Genomic DNA, 22,496 nt, shown 5'->3' with positions numbered 1-22,496 from the left:
CGAGGTCAGATTCGCCCGAGGCCTTCCGGATCGACGATGCGGATCTGCTTGCCTTGCGCGGCGACGAGCCCCTTGTGCTGGAACTTCGACATCATGCGGCTGACCGTTTCGAGCTTCATCCCGAGATATTCGCCGATCTCGTCGCGCGTCATCCGCAGCACGAATTCGGCGGCCGAGTAGCCGCGCGCCTTGAAGCGCGTGGACAGGTTCAGCAGGAACGCGGCCACGCGCTGTTCGGCGGTCATCGTGCCGAGCAGCAGCATCAGCGCGGATTCGCGGACGATTTCGCCGCTCATCATCTGGTACACGTGATGCTGCATCGGCCGGACTTCGCGGCACATCTGCTCGAGCTGGCCGAACGGAATGATGCAGACGGTGCTGTCCTCGAGCGCGATCGCGTCGCCGTTGTGGTGCCCGGTGTGCACGCCGTCGAGCCCGAGCGATTCGCCGACGATCTGGAAGCCGGTGATCTGCTCGTCGCCGTCGCGATGCATCACGATGGTCTTGAACGATCCGGTCCTCACCGCATAGATGCTGTTGAACGCATCCCCCGCGCGAAACAGCGTTTCGCCGCGCCTGACGTGCCGCGTCGTGCAGATCATCGCGTCGACGCGCGCGAATTCGTCAGGAGAAAGGTCGGTCGGCATGCAGACGGTCCGCAACGCGCACGTCGAGCAACGGGACGCGGCGCGCTTCGGTTGGTCCGCCCGGTCGACGGAATGCAGCGGGATGTACGGGCGTAACGGCGTGGTCGGCGAAACTTCGGCAGGGCGCTGCATGATCGGCTCCAGTACGTTCAGGACGGCGACGAGCCGCCGTGGGCGGGATCGCGCGGGTGGTAGCGCCCGCGGCCCTGACGGTTGTCGCACTCATGGTGAAGAACCGCGCCGGACGAGCCGGCAGACCTGTCCCGACGGCGAGTGCCGCCTTTGCTCCGCGACGCGCGTACTTGTTTTTCTTGATCTGGAGTATGGAGGTTGCGCGGCGTCAAGGAAATCAGCAGCCATGGAAGATGCAGTAGGTCACATGGAAGTGATGTAGGCGGTTTCCTACACGGGTGCGGCATTCTGTCCGGGCGCGACGCGCGGGCGCACCGGTCGTGCGCCCGCGCCGCCGTCAGAGCTCGTCCGGGTCGTCGAACAGCTTGTGGCGCATCGCATAGCGCACGAGCGCCGTGTCGTTCGGCATTTGCATCTTCTCGAGAATCCGCGTCTTGTAGGTGCTGACCGTCTTGACGCTGACACAGAGCGCTTCCGCGATTTCGGAGATCGACTCGCCGATGGTGACGCGCCGGAACACGTCGAATTCACGGTCGGACAGACGCTGGTGCGGCAGCAGATCGGTCGGCTCGTTCAGGCTCTGCGCGAACTGCTCGGCCATGGTCAGGCTGACGTAGACGCCGCCCGCCGCGATCTTGGTCAGCGCCGCGATCAGTTCGGCGCTCGCGCTCTCCTTGGTCATGTAGCCGGATGCGCCGGCGCGGAACGCGCGCACCGCATATTGCTGCTCGGCGTGCATCGTCACCACGAGGATCTGCAATGCCGGCTTCTCGTCCTTGATCTGCCTGATGAGTTCGACGCCGTTGCGGCCGGGCATCGACAGGTCGAGCACCAGCACGTTCGCGGGGGTATCCCGCACGCGCGCGATCGTGGACGTGCTGTCGCACGCTTCACCCGCGACCTCGAAGCCGCTGGCATTCTGCAGGATGTGCCGCAGACCGTCCCGAACGAGGGCGTGGTCGTCGGCGATGAGTACCCGGATCATGGCAATCCCTTCCTTGCCGGATCGCGTGGCGCGGGCCACGCGGCGGCATGCGTCGATCATCGTCGCGGACCGGCGCGCTCGATCGTTCGATGGTGGCCGACGCCGATGACCGGACGATGTCCATCGTCGTCGGGGCCGGATCGGCACGGGGTCCGGTTCGTCGATGCCCCGAAATTGTGCGCCGGTCGCCGGCGTTCGCCAATCGGGATCGATGCGGACTGCCGCCGTCGCGTGGGCTTGACCGGCGTCAACCGGATCGCGTCGGCCGGCCCCAGACTGGTTCGGCAAGCCGGTCGATGCCGGGCAACGACAGGGAGGCGTCATGTACGCACGGATCTTCGCAGCACTGGACGGCAGCCGCGGTGCGCGGCTCGCGCTCGACGAGGCGATCGCGCTCGCCCGTCATTCAGGCGGCCTGATCGTCGCCGTGTGCGTGGTCTCGGACGCGCCACGACGGACGGACGTCGACCGCGGCTACCTCGACCCGCGCGATCCGGCGGGGCTGGATGCGGACAGGGCCGCGATCGCGGTGGCGGATGCAGAGGCCGCGTTTCGCCTGTGCGGCGTGCGCGGCATCGCGCACACGATCGACGCGTGCGGCGACGCGGTGTCGTCCGTGCTGGCGCGCGCTGCCGCGGAATGCGACGCGGACCTGATCGTGATGGGCACGCACGGGCGCCGCGGCATGCGCCGCGCGGTGCTCGGCAGCGTCGCCGAATCGCTGGTGCGCACCGCCGACCGGCCGGTGCTGGTCGTGCGTGAGGGGCGGGGCGCGTGCGCGGCCGTGTTGTGACGGAAGAGGGTAGCCGCAGGCGGCTGCCCCTTCGTCATGCGTGCGGCGTCAGTGCGACAGCAGCACCGGCACCGTCATCGTCTCGAGGACGGTGCGCGTCGCACCGCCCAGCACGCGTTCGTGCATGCGCGCATGGCTGTACAGGCCCATTACCAGCAGATCGGCATGCAGGTCGGTCACCCGGTTCAGCAGCGTCGCGCCGACGCCGACCGACCGGTCGCGCGGCGTCGTCGAGAACGACGCGCGCACGCCATGCCGCTCGAGATACGCGGCGACGTCGACGCCCGGCGGCGTCTTGTCCGGATCGGGTTGGCCGTGCACGACCGTCTCGACGTTGACGAAGCGCGCGCGGGCCAGCAGCGGCAGCGCGTCGGCCATCACGCGGGCGGCCTCGCGCCCGCCGTCCCAGCCGATCAGCACGTTCTCGCCGATCGTTCGCACGTCGCCCGCGTAGGGCACGACGATCGCCGGACGGCCGCTGCCCATCACGACATCCTCGACGAAATGGCGCGCCACGTAGGTCATGCGATCGTCCGGGTCTTCCTGGCCGAGGATCAGCAGGTCGGCGTGGCGTGCGTGCAGAATCGCGGCGGCAGTTGCGTCGCCGGCCGGCGCCTGCCACTCGACGCTGCGCCCCGCGCGCTCGGCGGCCATCAGGAATTTCTCCTCGGCCTCCTTGCGCCGCTGGTCGCACAGGCGTTCGTACACGGCCAGCTTCAGCGGTTCGTCGGGCCGCCGCAGCGGTTCGAAGAGATCCTGGCAGACCGCGTAGAGGCCGATCAAATGCGCATTCCAGCGCGCCGCGAGTTCGAGCGCGAGGTCGACGCGAGTCGCGCAGCGCGCGCTGTCGTCGAGGTGGACGAGCAGGGTCTTGTAGCTCATGACGGCTCCTTTTCGGTGGAGGCCGCGACGGTCTCGGCGGGTTTGCCGGACGGGCAGGCCGCCGGAATCATCAGCACCGGGCACGTGGTCAGCCGCAGCACGCGCTCGGCCACGCTGCCGAGGAAGAGGCGCTGAACGCCGCGCCGGCCGTGCGTGCCCATGATGATCAGGTCGGCCTCGATTTCGTTGGCAAGACTGACGATCCGGTGCGGGATGTCTTCGCCCGCCGGCGCGACGTTGGAGATCTGCGGCGTGCCGGCGACGTCGCGCGCCTTCAGGCGTCGCGCCGCGTCTTCGGTGACGCGCAGCCCTTCTTCACGAAAGGCGTCGACCAGGATCGACGGATCGTAGCCGTACATGTCGTACGCCGGCACCAGGAAATCGACGACGTAGACGGGCGTCAGCCGCGCACCCGTCTCCGACGCGATGGCCAGCGCGGCGTCGAGGGCTCGGGACGACGTGTCGCTGCCGTCGAGCGCAACCAGAATGTTCGAGTACATGGCATGTCCCTTGAACGGAGGTGGATGAAATCATCATCGGCGCGTGCGCGCCGCTCGCGCTGATCTGGATCAAGCGTCGCGGTTGGCGCGGTGCGCGCGGCGATCCACGCTGCGTGGGTCGTCTCGACGGCTACCGTGGCCGCGCGCGACGCGGCCGACACGACCTGCGCGCGGCCCGCGTTCGCATTCGCGTGCGCGTCCGCAGCGGCCGGTTCAGTGCGACATCAGCACCGGGAGCGTCATCGACGCGAGCACCGTGCGGGTGGCGCCGCCCATCACCATCTCGCGCCAGCGCGGATGGCCGTACGCGCCCATCACGAGCAGGTCCGATCCCGTTTCGTAAGCGCGCGACAGCAGCGTGTCGCCGACCGACGCGCCGGCACCGGTATCGATGTCGAGCACGTTCACGTCACGCGCGTGGCGCGCGAGCATCAACGCGGCATCGGCGGCGGGAACGCGCGTGGTCGTCGCTTCGGCGTCGCCGTCGACCACCGCGGCGACCGTCGTGCGCTTCGCGTGCTCGAGGAAGGGGAGCGCATCGTGCGCGGCACGGGCCGCTTCGCGGCTGCCGTCCCAGGCGACGAACACCCGTTCGCCGATCGACGGGAATTCCCCGGTGTACGGCCAGAACAGCACCGGGCGACCGGCGGACAGCACGAGGTTCTCCGGAAACTGGTCGTCGACATAGGTTTCGGGATCGTTCGGGTCGCTCTGGCCCGCGATCACGAGGTCGGCAAGACGCGCGGCGCGCGGCACCGCGACGTTCGCGCGATCGTCGGCACGAACCCAGGCGGCCGGCACGTTTGCGCGGGCGGCTTCCGCATGGAACAGGCGCTCCAGCGCGGCGAGCCGCTCATCGCGCCGCTCGCGGTGTTCACGGAAATAGTCGGCGGAACCGGCCATCACGTAGAACGAATGCGGCTCCGGCGTGTAGACCGCGAACAGGCCGGTGAGATGTGCACCGAAACGCCGGGCGAGACGCAACGCGAGTTCGAGGCGCGAATGCGCGCGGGCGCTCGTATCGAGGTGTACGACCAGGCTTTTGTAGCTCATCGGAATCGCTCCATCGACGGGTCATCCGCCAGTGCAATCCAGTCTACGAAGCAGGGTGTCCGCGCGCTTGACTCAGATCAACGGCAATTGCGCGCTGCGGCCGCACAGTGAAACGGTCGCGGCGTCGATCATGGGTAGGGGGCGTCAGGGCGGCGGCCGGACCTTCGATCGGATCGAAGGCGGGACCGCGATGCGCTCCGCGCGTCGATGTCGCTGAACGACGTGTGCCGTGCGGGTCGCGATCTCGCGTGGCGGATGTGTGCGCCAAACCGCGACTCGGGGCATGCACCCCTTGCGGGGTGGGTTCGCGGCAACTCACGCACCTGTTGCCTTCGGCGAATCGACCCGGCAGGCGAGGCGCGACGAGACGAACGCGGGCGCCGCCATCGACCGCTATCTGCGCGAGGCCGTACGTACCGGTGCAGTTCAAGCGTGCACGCGTGGCATTCGGCTTCCGTCACGAACGTACCTGTCACCCTTTTGATGGAGGAATCCTAATGAAAGCACTCGTCTACCACGGGACCGGGCGCAAGGCGCTCGAGGAGCGGCCCATGCCGGAGCTGCAGTCGCCCACCGACGCGCTCGTGCGCGTGACGCGCACGACGATCTGCGGCACCGACCTGCACATCCTCAAGGGCGACGTCCCGACTTGCGAACCCGGCCGCATTCTCGGCCACGAAGGCGTGGGGATCGTCGAGCAGGTCGGCGCCGCCGTCGATGCGCTGAAGCCGGGCGATCACGTGTTGATCTCCTGCATCTCGTCGTGCGGCCGCTGCGAATATTGCCGGCGCGGCCTGTATTCGCACTGCACGACCGGCGGCTGGATCCTCGGCAACCGGATCGACGGCACGCAGGCCGAGTACGTGCGCATTCCGCATGCGCAGACGAGCCTCTACCGGATTCCGCCGGGCGCGGACGAGGAGGCGCTCGTGATGCTGTCGGACATCCTGCCGACCGGGTTCGAATGCGGCGTGCTGAACGGCAAGGTGCAGCCGGGCTGCTCGGTCGCGATCGTCGGCGCGGGCCCGATCGGACTGGCGGCGCTGCTGACCGCGCAGTTCTACTCGCCCGCACGGATCATCATGATCGACCCCGACAGCAACCGGCTGGACGTGGCGCATCGCTTCGGCGCGACCGATTGCATCGACGGTCGCACCGGCGACCCGGTGGCGGAAGTGATGAAGCTGACCGACGGCGTCGGCGTGGATTGCGCGATCGAGGCGGTCGGGATTCCGGCGACGTTCGAGATGTGCACGTCACTGGTGGCGCCGGGCGGCGTGGTCGCGAACGTCGGCGTGCACGGGGTCAAGGCCGACCTGCACCTCGAGAAGCTGTGGGATCGCAACATCTCGATCGCGACCCGGCTCGTCGACACGGTCAGCACGCCGATGCTGCTGAAGACCGTGCGCGCCGGGCGCCTCGATCCGAAACGCCTGATCACGCACCGGTTCTCGCTCGACGACGTCGAGCGCGCGTACGACACGTTCGGCCGCGCGGCGCAAACCCACGCGCTGAAGGTCATCATCGAAGTCGGTTGATGGCCGGGTCGCGCGCGGCGGGAACCGGCAGGCGACACCCGGTTCCCGCCCCGTCCCGTGGGACACGCCGTCAGGAGGAAAGCGCGGCCGGCTCGCGCGTGTCGCCCGATTCGACCGCATCGAGATCGACGCACTGCGCATACACCGGCACCTCGCACGGCCAGTGCAGCCGCTCCGCGATGCGCCTCCGCATCGCGTCGGCCGCGGCCGGCTCGCCATGCGTGACGAAGGTTCGCACGGGCGCGCGCTGCATCGTACCGAGCCAGCGGAGGATCTCCTCGTAGTCGGCATGCGCGGAGAGCGTCGTGATCGACTCGACCTGCGCGCGCACGCGCACGTACTCGCCGTGGATCTTCAATGTCGGCTCGTGCGCGGCCAGCGCCGCACCGCGCGTGCCGGCCGCCTGGTAGCCGACCAGCGCGATCGTGTTGCGCGCATCGGGCGCGTAGCGGCTCAGGTGGTGCAGCACGCGGCCGCCGGTGGCCATCCCGCTGCCGGCGATGATGACCATCGGGCCCTGATGGTCGGCAATCGCCTTCGACTGCTCGACCGAGCGGATCATCGTGGCCGCGTGGCCGAGCGCGTTCGCTTCGGAAGGCGTGAGCCGGTGTTCGAGGATATGGTGACGATAGATCTCGGTTACGTCGGTGGCCATCGGGCTGTCGACGAATACCGGCACGCGCGCCATCCGGCCCGACGCCTTCAGGCGCGCGATGGTGTGCAGGATCTCCTGCGCGCGGCCGACGGTGAAGCACGGCATCACGACCACGCCGCCGCGCGCGAAGGTCTTGTCGAACAGCGCGGCGAGTTCGCTCTCGGGGTCCGATTGCGGATGCAGCCGGTCGCCGTACGTCGATTCGACGACCAGGTAGTCCGCATGCGCGGGCGCCAGCGGCGGCTGCATGATCGGGGCGTGATAGCGGCCGAGGTCGCCCGAGAAGGCCAGCACCTTGTGATCCCAGTGCATCACGACGCTCGCCGCGCCGAGAATGTGCCCGGCCGGCAGCAGGCGGAACGCGAGCCCGCCGCCGAGCGCCGTGCATTCGTCGAACGCGACGGGCTTCAGCAGGTGCAGCGCGCGCTGCGCATCGTCCAGCGTGTAGAGCGGCTGCGCTGGATGATGCTTCGAATAGCCGTGGCGGTTCGCGAAATCGGCTTCTTCCTCCTGCAGCCGCGCGCTGTCGCGCAGCATGATGTCGCAGAGTTCGGCCGTGGCCGCCGTGCAATACACCGGCCCGCGGAACCCCTCGCGCGCCAGCACCGGCAGATAGCCGGTATGGTCGATATGCGCGTGCGTGAGCACGACCGCGTCGAGCGTGTCGGGTGCGACCGGCAACGGGCTCCAGTTGCGCAGCCGCAGGTTTTTGGTGCCCTGGAACAGGCCGCAATCGACCAGCACGCGCCGGTTGCCGTGCTCGACCAGGTACTTCGACCCGGTCACGGTTTCGGTCGCGCCGAGAAATGTCAGTTTCATGGATCGCCTCACGGGAGTGGACGGAGCAGTGAGTCGATTACAGCGCGGATGCGCGCGCGGCGATTGATGGAAATCAGGGATTGCCGTATCCGTATCCGTGCTCGGCCCGGCTCGGGCGAGGTTCGTTCTTCGGCCGTTGCGGCTCCGGGTTGACGTCAATCAACGCCTGGGCAGGACGGCGGCACCGGCGCGTGTCGGCACGCGTCGCTCCGGCCGCCGAGTGCGAGGGTCATCAGCAGCACGGGAACGCGAGGCCGGCGGTCAGCGCGGGGAACGTCGCGCTGTCACGCGCGGGTTGTCGCGGGTTTCGCCGCGTCCGGCGTCATGATCGTGTCGCGCTTTGCCGCGCGGTTGATCTGCATCAACGGACGCATCCGGCATTCGCGCACCCGGCGGCCACGGCCGCCAGCACGTCGTTGGTTGATCCTCGTCAAGCCACTGCCGCCGTCGTGCGCGATGCTGAAGCCGGTGCAGCCCCATCGCCGATCGCGAATGTCGCGACCGGTACGGGGTGACGGGAGACCGACATGAAGTCCGATGCAGCACTCAAGCAGGACGTCGAGCAGGCGCTGTTCTGGAATCCGGCGATCGACGCGCGACGGATCGACGTCGACGTACGCGACCGGGTCGTGACGTTGCGCGGCACGGTCGACAGCTGGGCCCAGAAGCTCGAGGCGCAGAAAACGGCGCTGCATGTCGAGGGTGCGCGCGCGCTCGTGCTCGAACTGAACGTCACGCCGCCCGCGAACGCGTGCGCGGATCAGGAGCTGGCGATCGCGATCACGTTCGCGCTCGGCTGGCAGGAGGCGCTGCGCGATCACCGGATTCGCGTCGAGGTCGACCACGGTTGCGTGACGCTCGACGGCGAAGTCGATCATGCATACCAGAGTCGGGCGGCGGAAAAGATGGTCAGCCGGATGATCGGCGTCGTCGGCGTCGCGAATCGCATCCGGGTGCGAACGGACCACACGGTGCCGGACGTCGGCACCCGGATCGCCGAAGCGCTGGCGCGTCGCGCGCAGCGTGAATCCGCCGGGATCTCGATTGCCGCCGACGACGGCATCGTCACGTTGACGGGCAAGGTCGCGTCGCTCGCCGAAAGGCGCGCCGCGTGCGGTGCGGCCGCGTCGGTCAGGGGCGTGCGCGAGGTCGTCGACCGGCTGACCGTTGCATGACGATGCATGAGCAGGCCCGCGCCCGCGGTGCCGGTTCGACGCCATGAAAAAATCATTCGATTACTCCGCGCTGCTGATCCCGTTCGCGTTTGCCGTGCTGGTGGCATATCAGCTGCTGATGGCCCAGCCGGCCACGACGTCGATCTCGTACAGCGATTTTCACCGCCTGGTCGACGCGCGGCTCGTCGACGATCTGGACATCGGCCCGTCGTCGATTTCGGGCGTGCTGCGCATGCCGCAGGCCGGTGCGAACTTGCCGGCATCCGACGCGGCCGCCGTGAAGAAGGCGGGCCCGCCGTGGCGCTTCACGACGAACCGGGTTTCCGACGACCGTCTCGTCACCGACCTCACGGCCGCCGGCATCCGCTATCGCGGCGCGCCGGATTCGGGCTGGCTCGAGACGCTTGCCGGATGGCTATTGCCGGTGATCGTCCTCGTGACGTTCTGGAGCTTCATGATGCGCCGGCCGGGCGGTGTCCGTGACCTGAGCGGCATGGGCAAAAGCCAGGCGCGCGTGTACGTGCAGCAGGAAACCGGCATCACGTTCGACGACATCGCCGGCATCGACGAGGCGAAGGCCGAGCTGCAGCAGATCGTCGCGTTCCTGCGCAACCCCGAACGCTACCAGCGGCTTGGCGGCAAGATCCCGAAAGGCGTGCTGATCGTCGGCGCGCCGGGCACCGGCAAGACGCTGCTCGCGCGCGCTGTGGCCGGCGAGGCGGCCGTGCCGTTCTTCACGATCAGCGGCTCGGCGTTCGTCGAGATGTTCGTCGGCGTGGGCGCGGCGCGCGTGCGTGACCTGTTCGAACAGGCGCAGCAGAAGGCGCCGTGCATCGTGTTCATCGACGAACTCGATGCGCTCGGCAAGGCGCGCGGCGTCGGCCTGATGTCCGGCAACGACGAGCGCGAGCAGACGCTGAACCAGTTGCTCGTCGAGATGGACGGCTTCCAGGCCAATTCCGGCGTGATCATCATGGCCGCGACGAACCGGCCCGAGATCCTCGATCCCGCGCTGCTGCGGCCCGGGCGCTTCGACCGCCACATCGCGATCGACCGGCCCGACCTGAATGGCCGCAAGCAGATCCTGGCCGTGCACACGAAGCGCGTGAAGCTGGCCCCGGAAGTCGACCTCGCCGAGCTGGCGCAGCGCACGCCGGGCTTCGTCGGCGCGGATCTCGCGAACGTCGTCAACGAGGCCGCGCTGCATGCGGCCGAACTCGGCAAGCAAGCGATCGGCATGGCCGACTTCGACGAAGCGATCGACCGCGCGATGACGGGCATGGAGCGCAAGAGCCGCGTGATGAACGACGAGGAAAAGCGGACCATCGCGTACCACGAAGCCGGGCACGCGCTCGTCGCGCAAAGCCGCGTGCATTGCGATCCGGTGAAGAAGGTGTCGATCATCCCGCGCGGCATCGCGGCGCTCGGCTACACGCAGCAGGTGCCGACCGAGGATCGCTACGTGCTGCGCCGGAGCGAGCTGCTCGACCGGCTCGACGTGCTGCTCGGCGGCCGGGTGGCCGAGGAGATCGCGTTCGGCGACGTGTCGACTGGCGCGCAGAACGATCTGGAGCGTGCCACTGCGCTGGCGCGGCACATGGTCATGCAGTACGGGATGAGCGCGAAGCTCGGGCTTGCGACGCTCGACGACGCGACCCAGCAGGGCGGTTCGCCCGGTGTGTGGACGCCGGGTGACGGCCGGTGCAGCGAACACACCGCGCAGTTGATCGACGAGGAAGTGCGCGCGCTGCTCGAAGACGCGCACGTGCGGGTCGCGGCGACGCTCGGCGAGCATCGTGACGCGCTCGAACGGATCGCGCGGTGCCTGCTGCAGCACGAGTCGATCGATCACGACACGTTGGTGGCGCTCATGATGCCGCCGGATGATTGCGGCGCGGCGCCCGAGCCGGCGCGAGCCGATGCGGAGCCGGTAGCGGTGACGGACACGTCGGCCTGATCCGCCACCGGCGACCGTCCACCGGCGATCGTCGTGTCGTCAAGTGGCAAAATTTGCCAAGTCATGCCTTTTTGTGGTTTTTCATCCGAATGTCATCCCGCGTCACGATAGTGCGGAATCGCGCGCCGGTCCCGGTAACGACCGACGCGAGCCGGCCGGTTCGCGTCGCACACGGGAATACGTCCATGGGACGCGGCAAGCAGCAACCGATACGCTCGCCCCGAACGGGCGGCGCATGTCATCTCGATAGAAGGAACGTGCAATCGTGAACGCCATCGCAGCAGCAGACGCTTATGACGTGGTCATCGTCGGCGCCGGCATCGTCGGCCTCGCCCATGCTTATACGGCGGCGCTCAAGGGGCTGCGCGTCTGCGTGATCGAACGTGATGCCGCGTGCGTGGGCGCGTCGATCCGCAATTTCGGCTTCGTCACCGTCACCGGGCAGCACGCCGAACACAGCTGGCGACGTGCGCGGGCGAGCCGCGCGGTCTGGGCGGACGTCGCGCCGCAAGCCGGCATCGACGTGCTTCACAACGGCCTCCACCTGATTGCGCGTCGCCCCGAGGCGATGCATCTGATCGACGCGTTCATGCAGACCGGCATGGCGGACGGCTGCCGCGTCATGATGCCCGGCGAGGCAAAGGCCGTCGCGCCGGAACTGCGGCTGGATGGCGCACAGGGCGTGCTGCACAGCCCGCATGAACTGCGCATCGAGCCGCGTACCGCTATCCCGTTGCTCGCGTCCTGGCTGGCGGAACGCTTCGGCGTGGCGTTTCGTTACGGCGAGATGGTGCACGAGGTACGCACGCCGGCCGTGCGTACGTCGCGCGGCGTGTTGCACGCGGAGCGCGTGATCGTCTGCGGCAATGCGGACAGCCGTCACTTGGTCGGCGACTGGTTCGCGCGGCACGCGGTGCGGCTGTGCCAGTTGCAGATGCTGCGCGTGCGGCCGCGCCGCCCGCTGACACTGCGCGCCGCGGTGATGAGCGACCTGAGCCTGCTGCGTTACGCGGGTTTCGCGGCGCTGCCCGCTGCCGACGCATTGCGCACGCGCCTGAAGGCGGAGGAACCCGTGTGCCTCGGTTACGGCATCCACCTGATCGCGGTGCAGAGCGCCGACGGCAGCCTCGTGGTGGGCGATTCGCACGAATACGGCGCCGCACCGCTGCCGTTCGCGACGCAGGAAATCGATGAGCAGATCCTGCGCCTGCTGCACGAGACGCTCGATGCGCCGGAACTGGACATCGTCGAACGCTGGACCGGCAGCTACCCGTCGGCAGCCGGTGCCGATTGCGTCATTGAAGCGCCGGATGACGCCACGCGCGTCGTTGTCGTGACGAGCGGTGCCGGGATGAGCACGGGCTTCGGGATCGCGCAGGACGTGTTTGCGGCGTGGTGAGGGCGGGGCATGCGCGTCACGCAGTCGCCGGGTTCGCGGGAGGCGCGCGAGCGATCGCCTGCCGGCATGACCGCGGGATTCGATTGGCGGTTTTAGCGTGTTTAGCGAAACATTCGAATCACGAATTTGTCTAGTCATCCTGATCGAAAGATCAGATGAAATGCACCATGTTCGTGCCGGGAATCACCACCGCGACGCACGTCAGAGCCCCGGAATTAGGGGATTTCCCGCGTTTTACCGGTTTTTTTTGATCAACGCTTGTCGCTCCATTTTTCTTCTTGCATGCTTGTATAGACAAATTCCTGAGGCCGCTTGCATGACCGAAGGGATGACGATCTTCAACGCAAGGAGAAAACTCGTGAACGGCAAGCGCATCAAGTGGGCAGTCAGGACGATCGGCATCATCGCGGCGGCAGCGGCCACGCTTTCCGCGCCGGTGCAGGCGAAGGAATGGAAGACGGTGACGGTGGCGCTCGAGGGCGGCTACGCGCCGTGGAACCTCACGTTGCCGGGCGGCAAGCTCGGCGGCTTCGAGCCCGAGCTGCTCGCCAACGTGTGCGAGCGGATCAAGGTGCAGTGCAACATGGTCGCGCAGGACTGGGACGGGATGATCCCGGGGCTGCAGGCCGGCAAGTTCGACGTCCTGATGGATGCGATCTCGATCACGCCGGAGCGCGAGAAGATCCTGCTGTTCTCGCGTCCTTATGCGGCCACGCCCGCGACGTTCGCCGTCACCGATACGAAGATCCTGCCGAAGGCGGCGCCGGGCGCGCCGATCGTCAAGCTGTCGGGCGACGCGAATGCCGACAAATCGACCGTCGACGCGCTGCGCAAGCAGCTGAAGGGCAAGACGATCGGCATCCAGTCGGGCACCGTCTACACGAAGTTCATCAACGACAGCTTCAAGGACATCGCGTCGATCCGCGTGTACAAGACCTCGCCCGAGCGCGATCTCGACCTCGTCGCCGGCCGCATCGACGCGTCGTTCGACGATGTCACGTACTACGCGGCGAACAACACGAAGAAGGACACCGCATCGATCGTGCTCGCGGGCCCGAAGCTCGGCGGCCCGATCTGGGGGCCGGGCGAAGGGCTCGCGTTCCGCAAGCAGGATGCCGACCTGAAGACGAAGTTCGATACGGCGATCGGCGCCGCACTCGCGGACGGTACCGTGAAGAAGCTCGCCGACAAGTGGTTCAAGACCGACGTCACGCCGTAAGCGCACGTCCGGCCGCCGCCGCGCAAGCGGCATGAGCCGCGCGCGGCGGCGCGCATCCTGCCGATCCTATCAACGCTTGCCGGGAGGCACGCATGGCGATCCTTGAAATGCTGGGCTTCGGAACCGAAGGCTGGGGCGGCGTGCTGCTGCTCGCCGCACTGATGACGGTTGCGCTGACGCTTGCCGCGCTCGCGGTCGGCGCCGTGATCGGCGCGGGCATCGCGGCCGCGAAGCTGTCGCGCTATCGCAGCGCCCGCCTGCTCGGCGACCTGTACACGACGGTGTTTCGCGGCGTGCCCGAACTGCTCGTCATCTACCTGTTCTATTTCGGCGGCTCGACGCTCGTCACGGCCGTGGGCCAGTGGTTCGGCGCGGAAGGCTTCATCGGCGTGCCGCCGTTCGTGATCGGCGCGCTCGCGGTGGGGATGATTTCCGGCGCGTACCAGGCCGAGGTGTATCGCGCGGCCGTGCTCGCGGTGTCGAAGGGCGAGCTCGAAGCGGCGCGCTCGATCGGCATGCCGCGCAGCATGGTGCTGCGGCGCATCCTGATTCCGCAGGTCCTGCGCTTCGCGTTGCCCGGCATCGGCAACGTGTGGCAGTTGAGCCTGAAGGATTCGGCGCTGATCTCGGTCACCGGGCTCGCCGAGCTGCTGCGCACGAGCCAGATCGCGGCGAATTCGACGCATCAGTATTTCGTGTTCTTCGTCGCGGGCGGCGCGCTCTACCTGGTCATGACGGGGCTGTCGAACCGCGTGTTCAACCGGGCGGAAGCGATCGTCGGCCGGTCGTTCCGCCGCAACTTCGCACGCAACTGACGGAGCGCCCATGTCACTCGATTTCGATTTCCTGTTCGACACGCTGCGCCAGCTGCTCGCGGCGGTACCGACCACGCTTGGGCTGTTCTTCGCGTCGCTCGTGCTCGGCGGCCTGCTGTCGCTCGTGATCGTCACGATGCGCGTGTCGCCGCGCTGGCTGCCGAACCGCTTCGCGCGTGCGTACATCCTCGTGTTTCGCGGCTCGCCGCTGCTGATCCAGATGTTTCTCGTGTACTACGGGCTCGGCCAGTTCGGCGTGATCCGCGAGAGCTTCATGTGGCCGCTGCTGCGCGAGCCGTACGTGTGCGCGGTGCTGTCGCTCGCGCTGTGTACGGCCGGCTACACGGCCGAGATCCTGCGCGGCGGGCTGATGGCCGTGCCGGTCGGGCAGATCGAGGCCGGCTATTCGATCGGGCTGTCGGGCTTCGCGCTGCTGCGCCGCGTGATCGGCCCGATCGCGCTGCGTCAGTGCCTGCCCGCGTATTCGACCGAAGCCGTGCTGCTGGTGAAGTCGACCGCGCTCGCCAGCCTCGTGACCGTGTGGGAGGTGACGGGCGTCGCGCAGCAGATCATCCAGCAAACCTACCGGACGACCGAGGTGTTCGTGTGTGCGGCCCTCATCTACCTGGGCCTGAACTTCATCGTCGTCCGCCTGCTCGGCGCGCTCGAATGGCGGCTGTCGGGCCACCTGCGCGCGCCGAAGTCGTCCGGCGCCCCCGTGGCCGACGCACGCAATGCGCGACGTGTCGCATCCTGACCGCGTCCTTCCTTCCAGGAGAAATCGATGAACTCTGCTGCTCCCGTCGCCCTGTCGGTCAGGAACATCCACAAGTCGTTCGGCGATCACCACGTGCTGAAGGGCATTTCGCTCGACGCGCACGAAGGCGACGTCATCTCGATCCTCGGTGCGAGCGGCTCGGGCAAGAGCACCTTCCTGCGCTGCCTGAACCTGCTCGAAACGCCCGACGACGGCTCGGTCGCGCTCGCCGGCGAGGAACTGAAGATGAAGCGTGCGCGCGACGGCAAGCTGCATCCGGGTGACCGGCGCCAGGTCGACCGCATCCGCTCGCAGCTCGGGATGGTGTTCCAGAACTTCAACCTGTGGTCGCACATGACCGTGCTCGACAATCTCGTCGAAGGGCCGCTGCGCGTGCAGAAGCGCAGTCGCGCGGAAGCGGTCGAGGAAGCCGAGGCGCTGCTCGCGCGCGTCGGCCTCGCGGACAAGCGCGGCTACTATCCGGCCCATCTGTCGGGCGGCCAGCAGCAGCGGGTCGCGATCGCGCGGGCGCTCGCGATGCACCCGAAGGTGATGCTGTTCGACGAACCGACTTCCGCGCTCGATCCGGAGCTGGTCGGCGAGGTGCTGCGCGTGATGCGCTCGCTCGCGGAGGAAGGGCGCACGATGCTGGTCGTCACGCACGAAATGGGCTTCGCGCGGCACGTGTCGAATCGCGTGATGTTCCTGCATCAGGGCGAGGTCGATGCGGACGGGACGCCTGGCGAACTGTTCGGCGGCCAGTGCTCCGAACGCTTCCGCCAGTTCGTGTCGAGCCATCATGACCGTGCCGCGAACTGAGGCCGCCATGACCGTATTCCGTTCGGCCCGGCCGCTCGACTGGCGGCAGATCGCGGCGGTGGCGGCCGGCGCGCCGCTCGCGTTGACTGATGAGGCGCGCGAGCGTGTCGTCGCGGCGCGCGAACTCGTCGACGCAATCGTCGCGCGCGGCATTCGCGCGTATGGCGTCAACACGGGCGTCGGTGCGCTATGCGACGTGATCGTGTCGCCCGCGCAGCAGGGTACGCTGTCGCGCAACATCCTGATGAGCCACGCGGTCGGCGTCGGCGCGCCGCTCGGGGCGGCGGAAACGCGCGCGATCATCGCGGCCGCGATCAACAACTACGCGCACGGGCATTCCGGCGTGCGGGCCGACATCGTCGACCAGCTGGTCGCGCTGCTCGAGCACGATTGCCTGCCGGAAGTGCCGGCGCACGGTTCGGTCGGCTACCTGACCCACATGGCGCACGTCGCGCTCGTCTGTATCGGGCACGGCCACGCGCGTCATCGCGGCGAACGCGTGCGCGGCGACGAAGCGTTGCGCCGCATCGGCCGCGAGCCGCTGGCGCTCGGCGCCAAGGAGGGGCTGAGCCTCGTCAACGGCACGCCGTGCGTGACGGGGCTCGCCGCGCTCGCGCTCGCGCGCGCGGAGCGGCTGCTCGACTGGGCCGACTGGATCGCGGCGACGAGCTTCGAGAATCTCGGCGGCCAGCTCGCCGCGTTCGATCCGGCCTCGCTGGCGCTGCGCATTTCGCCCGGCATCGGGCACGTCGGCGCGCGTTTGCGCGCGATGCTTGCCGACAGCGCGATGCTCGCCGCGGCGAACGGGCGACATACGCAGGATCCGCTCAGCCTGCGTACGATTCCGCACGTGCACGGCGCGGCGCGCGACGTGCTGGCGGTCACGGCGGAAGTCGTCGACCGCGAGCTCGCGTCCGTGACCGACAATCCGATCGTCGCGGGCACCCGGGACGCGCCGGCCGTCCATTCGCAGGCGCATGCGGTCGGCGCGGGCATCGCGCTCGCGATGGACAGCCTTGCGGCCGCGATGGCGCAGGTCGCGGCGATTGCCGAGCGGCGGCTCGACCGGCTCGTCAATCCGCTCGTGAGCGGGCTGCCGGCATTTCTCGCGGCGCCGGGCGGCACGTGTTCCGGGTTCATGATCGCGCAGTACACCGCGGTCGCGCTGGTGGCGCAGAACCAGCGGCTCGCCGCGCCCGCGAGCCTCGACGGCGGCATCACGTCGGGCCTGCAGGAAGATCACCTGTGCCATGCGACACCGGCCGCGCTGAAGGCGCTCGACATCATCGAGAACACCACGCGCGTGCTCGCGATCGAGTTGCTGGCCGCCGCGCAGGCGTACGATTTGCAGGAGAACGAAGCGTCGCGGGCGGCGCCGACCGACGCGCTGTGGCGTTACGTGCGCGACCGCGTGCCGGCGTATCACGACGACCGGCCGCTCGCGGACGACATCGCAAGCGCGGCCGCCATCGTCGCGGGCATACCGCCGTCGCTGGCGTGACGCAGCGGCGGGGCGACGGTCGGCAGGTCATCCCATCTTCATTCGATCGAGGGCGCATGAACGAAGCGGAACGATACACGGCGGCCCGGCCGGGGGCCGTACCGGGCGACGACGTGCCGGCACGCGCGCTGCCGGCCTACCAGCAGATCAAGCGCTACGTGGTCGAGCGGATCGCGAACGGGGACTGGAAGCCCGGCGGCGCGATTCCGACAGAAGCCGAACTGGTCAAGGAGTTCGGCGTGGCGCGGATGACGGTGTCGCGTGCGCTGCGCGAGCTGACCGCCGAGCGTGTGCTGACCCGCATCCAGGGGGCGGGCACCTTCGTCGAGCGCCGTCATTACGAATCGACGGTGCTTGAGATCCGCAACATCGCGGACGAGATCGCCGAGCGCGGCCATCGGCACAGTGCACGCGTGCTGATGATCGAAAGCAGCGACGATCCCGAAGCGATCGAAGCGCTCGGGCTGCGCACGGGGCCGGTGTTTCATTCGCGCATCGTGCATTGCGAGGAGGGCGAGCCGATCCAGTTCGAGGATCGCTACGTCAATCCGGCGCTGTTTCCCGCGTATCTCGAGCAGGATTTCACGGTCGAGACGCCGAACCACTACATGGTGCGACTCGCGCCGATCCAGCGTGCGGAATTCCGCATCTACGCGCAGAAGCCCGACGCGCAGGTGCGCCGGCACCTCGTGATGGAAATCGGCGAACCGTGCCTGCTGCTGCGGCGGCGCACGTGGGTCGGCGGGCAGGTCGCGACGTCGGTGCAGCTGTGGCATCCGGCGTCACGGTTTCATCTGGCGGGGCGGGTGTAGCCAAGGGGCGGGCCGCTGCTGCCGTTCGACGTCTTCGCCCGAAGGCGTTCGTCGGGGCGGGGCGGGCAACCGGCTGCCCGATGCGCCAGCCCCGTGCGGCCGGCATTCAGGCCGCTTGCGCGTGCCGGTTGACCGGGTACGCGAGCCCGAGATGCTCGCGCAGCGTCGCGCCTTCGTAATCGCGCCGGTAGACGCCGCGTTCCTGCAGGATCGGCACGACCTTCGTCGCGAATTCCGTGAACGCCGTCGGCGTGCCGCCGCGCACGATGAAGCCATCGGTGGCGCGCGCATCGACCCACGCCTGCAACCCGTCCGCCACCTGCTCGGGCGTGCCGGCGAACGCGGGGCGCGGCGTGGCCGCCTCGAGCGCGACCTCGCGCAGCGTCAGGCCGCGCTCGGCCGCGTCGCGCTTGATCGTGTCGGTGGTGCTGCGGAACTGGTTGCCGCCGAGTTCGCCGAGATCCGGGAACGGCGCGTCGAGCGCGTATTGCGTGAAGTCGTGGTGATCGAAGTAGCGGCCGAGATAGTCGAGCGCGTTGCCGATCGTCACGAGCCGCGCCGTGTCCTGATACTGCGCCTCCGCGTCGGCGGCCGATGCCGCGACGATCACGCTCGTGCCCTGGAACACCTTCAGGCTGTCGGGTGCCCGGCCGCGCGCCGCGAGCCGCTTCTGCACGTCCGCATAGAACGCCTGCGCGAGCGGGATCGTCTCCTGGCGCGTGTAGATCGCATCGGCATGCTCGACCGCGACCCCCTTGCCGTCGTCGGACGCGCCGGCCTGGAACAGGATCGGGCGCCCCTGTCGCGAGCGGCCGATGTTCAGCGGCCCGGCGACCGAGAAGAATTCGCCGGCGTGGTTCAGCGTGTGCAGCTTGTCCGGATCGAAGAACACGCCGCTCGCCTTGTCGCGCACGAACGCGTCGTCTTCCCACGAGTCCCACAGCCCCTTCGTCACGGTCAGGAATTCCGATGCGATCCGGTAGCGCAGCGCATGCTCCGGGTGCCTGTCGCGCGAGAAATTCTTCGCCGAGCCTTCGAGCGGCGACGTGACGACGTTCCAGCCGGCCCGGCCGTCGCTCAGGTGGTCGAGGCTCGAGAACTGCCGCGCGACGGTGAACGGATCGCTGTACGACGTCGACAGCGTGCCGACCAGCCCGATCCGCTCGGTGACGAGCGCGAGCGCCGACAGCAGCGTGAGCGGCTCGAAGCGGTTCAGGAAGTGCGGGATCGATTTCGCGTTGATGTGCAGGCCGTCGGCGACGAACAGCAGGTCGAACTTCGCGGCCTCGGCCTGTCGCGCGAGCTCGCGCACGAAGCTCACGTTGATGCTTGCGTCGGCGATCGCGTCCGGATGCCGCCACGCGGACAGGTTGCCGGACGCGCCCTGGATGATGGCGCCGAGATGGATCGGGCGGGAGGTAGCGGAAGTCGGTTGGCTCATGACGGGCAGGAACGAGAGAGGGGCGGGTGTCATGCGAACGCGGCGCGCGCGGGCGACGGGCGCGCGTCGGGCAGCGTGGGCAGCGCGTCGAGCAGCGACGCGGTGTACGGATGCGACGGCGCGGCGAACACCGTGCCGACCGGGCCGCTTTCGACCACGCGGCCGCGCCGCATCACGAGAATCCGGTCGGCGACGTGATGCACGACGCCGAGATCGTGCGAAATGAACAGCATCGCGGTGCCGTGCTCGGCCTGCAGGTCGGCGAGCAGGTCGAGCACCTGCGCCTGGATCGACACGTCGAGCGCGCTGACGGGTTCGTCCGCGACGAGCAGCGCCGGATTCGGCGCGAACGCGCGCGCGATCGCGACGCGCTGCCGCTGGCCGCCGGACAATTCGCGCGGATAGCGGTCGATGCAGCCGGCGCCGAGCCGCACTTCGTCGAGCAGCTGCAGCACGCGGCGGCGGCGCGCATCGCCGCGCACGCCGATCGCGTCGAGGCTTTCGCCGATGATCTGGCCGACCGAATAGCGCGGGTCGAACGAACTGTACGGGTCCTGCGCGATCAGTTGCAGCCGTGCGCGGCGGGCCCGCCGTGCGGCTTCGGGCACGCCGCTCCACGGTTCGCCGTCGAGCGTGACGGTGCCGTGGTCCGGCTCGATCAGGCCGAGCACGATCCGCGCGATCGTCGATTTCCCGGAACCGGATTCGCCGACGATCCCGAGCGTCTCGCCGCGCGCCAGCACGAACGACACGCCGTCCACCGCGACAGGCGCGTCGTGGCTGCCGTAGCGCTTCGTCACCGCGTCGACGGCGAGCACTTTCACGCGGGCGTCGATCCGCTTGGGCGGCAGCGGGATGCGCGCGGCCGCGGCGTCGACATCGGCCTGCGGATCCGCCGCGAGCCGGAACCCGCGCGACGCGGGCGTCGGAATCGCGGCGAGCAACTGGCGCGTGTACGGATGCGCGGGCGCGGTCAGCACGTCGCGCGCCGGCCCCTGTTCGACGACCTGGCCGGCCCGCATCACGAGCACGCGATCGGCGAGTTCGGCGACGACCGCGAGATCGTGGCTGATCAGCAGCAGCGCATCGCCGGCCTCGCGGCGCGCGCGCAGCAGCGACAGGATCTGCCGCTGCACGGTCATGTCGAGCGCCGTGGTCGGCTCGTCGGCGATCAGCAGCGATGCACCGCCGGCGAGCGCGGTGCCGATCAGCACGCGCTGCCGCAAGCCGCCCGACAACTGGTGCGGATACTGCGGCAAGCGCCGTTCGGGCTCGTCGATGCCGACCGAGCGCAGCAGGTCGGCGCTGCGCGCGTGAACGTCGCGCCGCCGCGTATCGTGCAGCGCCTCGGCGACGAGATCGCGCACGCGCCACAGCGGATCGAGCGACACGAGCGCGTCCTGCAGCACGTAGCCGATCCGGCGGCCGCGAATGGCGCGCCAGTCGCGTTCGCGATGGTGGCGCGCATCGGTGCCGGCGATCTCGAGGCGTTCGGCGTCCACCACGGCGTGCGGGCCGTTCAGCCCGACGAGGCTGCGTGCGGTGACCGACTTGCCGGAACCCGACTCGCCGACGAGCGCGACGCATTCGCCGGCATGGACGACGAGGTCGAGCGGCCCGACGACGGGGCGCGTGCCGCGCGGGCCGCGGAACCCGATCGTCAGGCGTTCGACGTGGACGAGCGGCGCGGCGTGCGGTGCCGGTGCGAAGGTCGTCATGTCGTCTCCCGGCGTTCGAAGCGAGCCTGCCAGTAGCCGCCGAGCGCATTCACGGCGACGACGGCCGCGGTGATCGCGAGGCCGGGCCAGACCGCGATCCACCACGCGTTGTACAGGTAGTTGCGGCCCTCGGCGAGCATCAGCCCCCACTCGGCGGCGGGCGGCTGCGGCCCCATGCCGAGGAAGCTCAGCCCCGACGCGCCGATGATCGCGGTGCCGAGCCCGACGGTCGCGAGCACCGGCACCTGCGCGATCGCGTGCGGCAGTACGTGGCGCCACACCAGCACCGCCGGCGCGAGGCCGAGCGTGCGTGCCTGCTCGACGTAGCCGGAGCCGGCGACGACGAAGGTCTGCGCGCGCACCACGCGCGCGAAACGCGGCACCGACGCGACGCCGAGCGCGAACACGAGGTTCGTGGCGCCCGGGCCGGTAAACGAGATCAGCATCAGCGCGAGCAGCAGGTCGGGGAACGCGGACACGACGTCGAGAAAGCGCGAGATCAGTTCGTCGAGCCAGCCGCGCGCGAGGCCCGCGAACAGCCCGAGCGCGGTGCCGAACAGCGTCGCGACCGCGATCGACGCCGCGCTGATCGACAGCGAGTAGCGGGCGCCGTAGACGACCCGCGAAAAGATGTCGCGGCCGAGCTGGTCGGTGCCGAGCCAGTGTTCGGCACTGCTGCCGAGCTGCGCGGCCAGCGGATCGGCGGCCAGCGGGTCGTAGCGCGCGAGCCAGCCGGGGGCGATCACGGCGGCCGCATTCAGCAGCAGGTAGACGGCCGCGAGCGCGAGGCCCGGATGGCGGCGCAGCCAGCCGGCCGCGCCGAGCGGCGCGCGCGGGCGCCACGGCAGGTCGAGGGGCGTGGACATCGGTGTCTCCGGT

20 protein-coding genes are annotated in these 22,496 nt (G+C 69.0%); 11 read left to right on the top strand and 9 right to left on the bottom strand.

Translation table 11 applies throughout. The features are described from left to right. Positions 1-5: 5 nt before the first annotated feature. Together fnr and LGM89_RS23405 are read right to left on the bottom strand one after the other, a co-directional pair. Complete coding sequence (fnr, locus tag LGM89_RS23410; RefSeq protein WP_089498428.1) at positions 6-779, bottom strand: fumarate/nitrate reduction transcriptional regulator Fnr; 774 nt, start codon at positions 777-779, stop codon at positions 6-8. A gap of 337 nt (positions 780-1,116) precedes the next feature. After that, entirely contained in the window at positions 1,117-1,764 is a 648-nt protein-coding gene (locus LGM89_RS23405; protein ID WP_089499043.1) for a response regulator transcription factor, read from the bottom strand. Between the two features lie 322 nt (positions 1,765-2,086). On the opposite strand from LGM89_RS23405, the gene LGM89_RS23400 reads away from it, so the two are divergent. Continuing rightward, positions 2,087-2,557 (top strand): universal stress protein, encoded by a 471-nt coding sequence (locus LGM89_RS23400; protein WP_089498429.1) that lies wholly within the window; start codon positions 2,087-2,089, stop codon positions 2,555-2,557. A gap of 48 nt (positions 2,558-2,605) precedes the next feature. Here the strand turns inward: LGM89_RS23400 and LGM89_RS23395 are convergent, their stop codons facing one another. From LGM89_RS23395 to LGM89_RS23385, 3 genes are all read right to left on the bottom strand, one after another. Next, positions 2,606-3,439 (bottom strand): universal stress protein, encoded by an 834-nt coding sequence (locus LGM89_RS23395; protein ID WP_089498430.1) that lies wholly within the window; start codon positions 3,437-3,439, stop codon positions 2,606-2,608. Further along, positions 3,436-3,939, bottom strand: coding sequence for a universal stress protein (locus LGM89_RS23390; protein WP_089498431.1), 504 nt, complete (start codon positions 3,937-3,939; stop codon positions 3,436-3,438). The genes LGM89_RS23395 and LGM89_RS23390 overlap by 4 nt, the downstream gene beginning before the upstream one ends. Before the next feature lie 213 nt (positions 3,940-4,152). Beyond that, entirely contained in the window at positions 4,153-4,992 is an 840-nt protein-coding gene (locus LGM89_RS23385; RefSeq protein ID WP_226274027.1) for a universal stress protein, read from the bottom strand. A 497-nt stretch (positions 4,993-5,489) separates the two neighbouring features. On the opposite strand from LGM89_RS23385, the gene LGM89_RS23380 reads away from it, so the two are divergent. Continuing rightward, on the top strand, positions 5,490-6,530 hold the full coding sequence (locus LGM89_RS23380; protein ID WP_226274026.1) for a zinc-dependent alcohol dehydrogenase family protein: 1,041 nt from the start codon (positions 5,490-5,492) through the stop codon (positions 6,528-6,530). A 70-nt stretch (positions 6,531-6,600) separates the two neighbouring features. On the opposite strand, the gene LGM89_RS23375 is transcribed toward LGM89_RS23380, so the two are convergent. Next, positions 6,601-8,004 (bottom strand): MBL fold metallo-hydrolase RNA specificity domain-containing protein, encoded by a 1,404-nt coding sequence (locus LGM89_RS23375; RefSeq protein WP_089498434.1) that lies wholly within the window; start codon positions 8,002-8,004, stop codon positions 6,601-6,603. Between the two features lie 527 nt (positions 8,005-8,531). On the opposite strand from LGM89_RS23375, the gene LGM89_RS23370 reads away from it, so the two are divergent. From LGM89_RS23370 to hutC, 9 genes are all read left to right on the top strand, one after another. Further along, the gene (locus tag LGM89_RS23370) at positions 8,532-9,179 is read left to right on the top strand and encodes a BON domain-containing protein (protein ID WP_089498435.1); all 648 of its coding nucleotides are present in this window, start codon (positions 8,532-8,534) and stop codon (positions 9,177-9,179) included. 43 nt (positions 9,180-9,222) lie between these two features. Then, positions 9,223-11,136, top strand: coding sequence for an ATP-dependent zinc metalloprotease FtsH (gene ftsH / locus LGM89_RS23365; protein WP_226274025.1), 1,914 nt, complete (start codon positions 9,223-9,225; stop codon positions 11,134-11,136). Between the two features lie 265 nt (positions 11,137-11,401). Continuing rightward, positions 11,402-12,535, top strand: coding sequence for a TIGR03364 family FAD-dependent oxidoreductase (locus LGM89_RS23360; protein ID WP_226274024.1), 1,134 nt, complete (start codon positions 11,402-11,404; stop codon positions 12,533-12,535). 358 nt (positions 12,536-12,893) lie between these two features. Further along, positions 12,894-13,754: a transporter substrate-binding domain-containing protein gene (locus LGM89_RS23355; RefSeq protein WP_039353370.1), complete on the top strand. Its 861-nt coding sequence runs from the start codon at positions 12,894-12,896 to the stop codon at positions 13,752-13,754. A 92-nt stretch (positions 13,755-13,846) separates the two neighbouring features. Further along, entirely contained in the window at positions 13,847-14,569 is a 723-nt protein-coding gene (locus LGM89_RS23350; RefSeq protein ID WP_039353368.1) for an ABC transporter permease, read from the top strand. A gap of 10 nt (positions 14,570-14,579) precedes the next feature. Then, entirely contained in the window at positions 14,580-15,326 is a 747-nt protein-coding gene (locus LGM89_RS23345) for an ABC transporter permease (RefSeq protein ID WP_226274023.1), read from the top strand. Between the two features lie 27 nt (positions 15,327-15,353). Further along, the gene (locus tag LGM89_RS23340) at positions 15,354-16,145 is read left to right on the top strand and encodes an ABC transporter ATP-binding protein (RefSeq protein WP_089443946.1); all 792 of its coding nucleotides are present in this window, start codon (positions 15,354-15,356) and stop codon (positions 16,143-16,145) included. 7 nt (positions 16,146-16,152) lie between these two features. After that, the gene (locus LGM89_RS23335) at positions 16,153-17,646 is read left to right on the top strand and encodes an HAL/PAL/TAL family ammonia-lyase (protein WP_226274022.1); all 1,494 of its coding nucleotides are present in this window, start codon (positions 16,153-16,155) and stop codon (positions 17,644-17,646) included. Between the two features lie 56 nt (positions 17,647-17,702). Continuing rightward, complete coding sequence (gene hutC, locus LGM89_RS23330) at positions 17,703-18,458, top strand: histidine utilization repressor (protein WP_069250104.1); 756 nt, start codon at positions 17,703-17,705, stop codon at positions 18,456-18,458. A gap of 106 nt (positions 18,459-18,564) precedes the next feature. Here the strand turns inward: hutC and LGM89_RS23325 are convergent, their stop codons facing one another. From LGM89_RS23325 to LGM89_RS23315, 3 genes are read right to left on the bottom strand one after another with little or no spacing between them, the layout of a single operon-like run. Continuing rightward, a complete protein-coding gene (locus tag LGM89_RS23325; RefSeq protein ID WP_226274021.1) occupies positions 18,565-19,899 on the bottom strand; it encodes an LLM class flavin-dependent oxidoreductase in 1,335 nt (444 codons plus the stop codon). Between the two features lie 29 nt (positions 19,900-19,928). Beyond that, the gene (locus LGM89_RS23320; protein WP_226274020.1) at positions 19,929-21,617 is read right to left on the bottom strand and encodes a dipeptide ABC transporter ATP-binding protein; all 1,689 of its coding nucleotides are present in this window, start codon (positions 21,615-21,617) and stop codon (positions 19,929-19,931) included. Continuing rightward, positions 21,614-22,483: an ABC transporter permease gene (locus LGM89_RS23315; protein WP_226274019.1), complete on the bottom strand. Its 870-nt coding sequence runs from the start codon at positions 22,481-22,483 to the stop codon at positions 21,614-21,616. Before LGM89_RS23315 ends, LGM89_RS23320 begins: the two co-directional genes overlap by 4 nt. Positions 22,484-22,496 lie beyond the last annotated feature (13 nt).

The organism is Burkholderia sp. AU31624, from assembly GCF_020420065.1.
Classification (GTDB): domain Bacteria; phylum Pseudomonadota; class Gammaproteobacteria; order Burkholderiales; family Burkholderiaceae; genus Burkholderia.
Note: the sequence above shows the minus strand (reverse complement) of the source record. Positions and strands in the feature narration are given on the sequence as shown.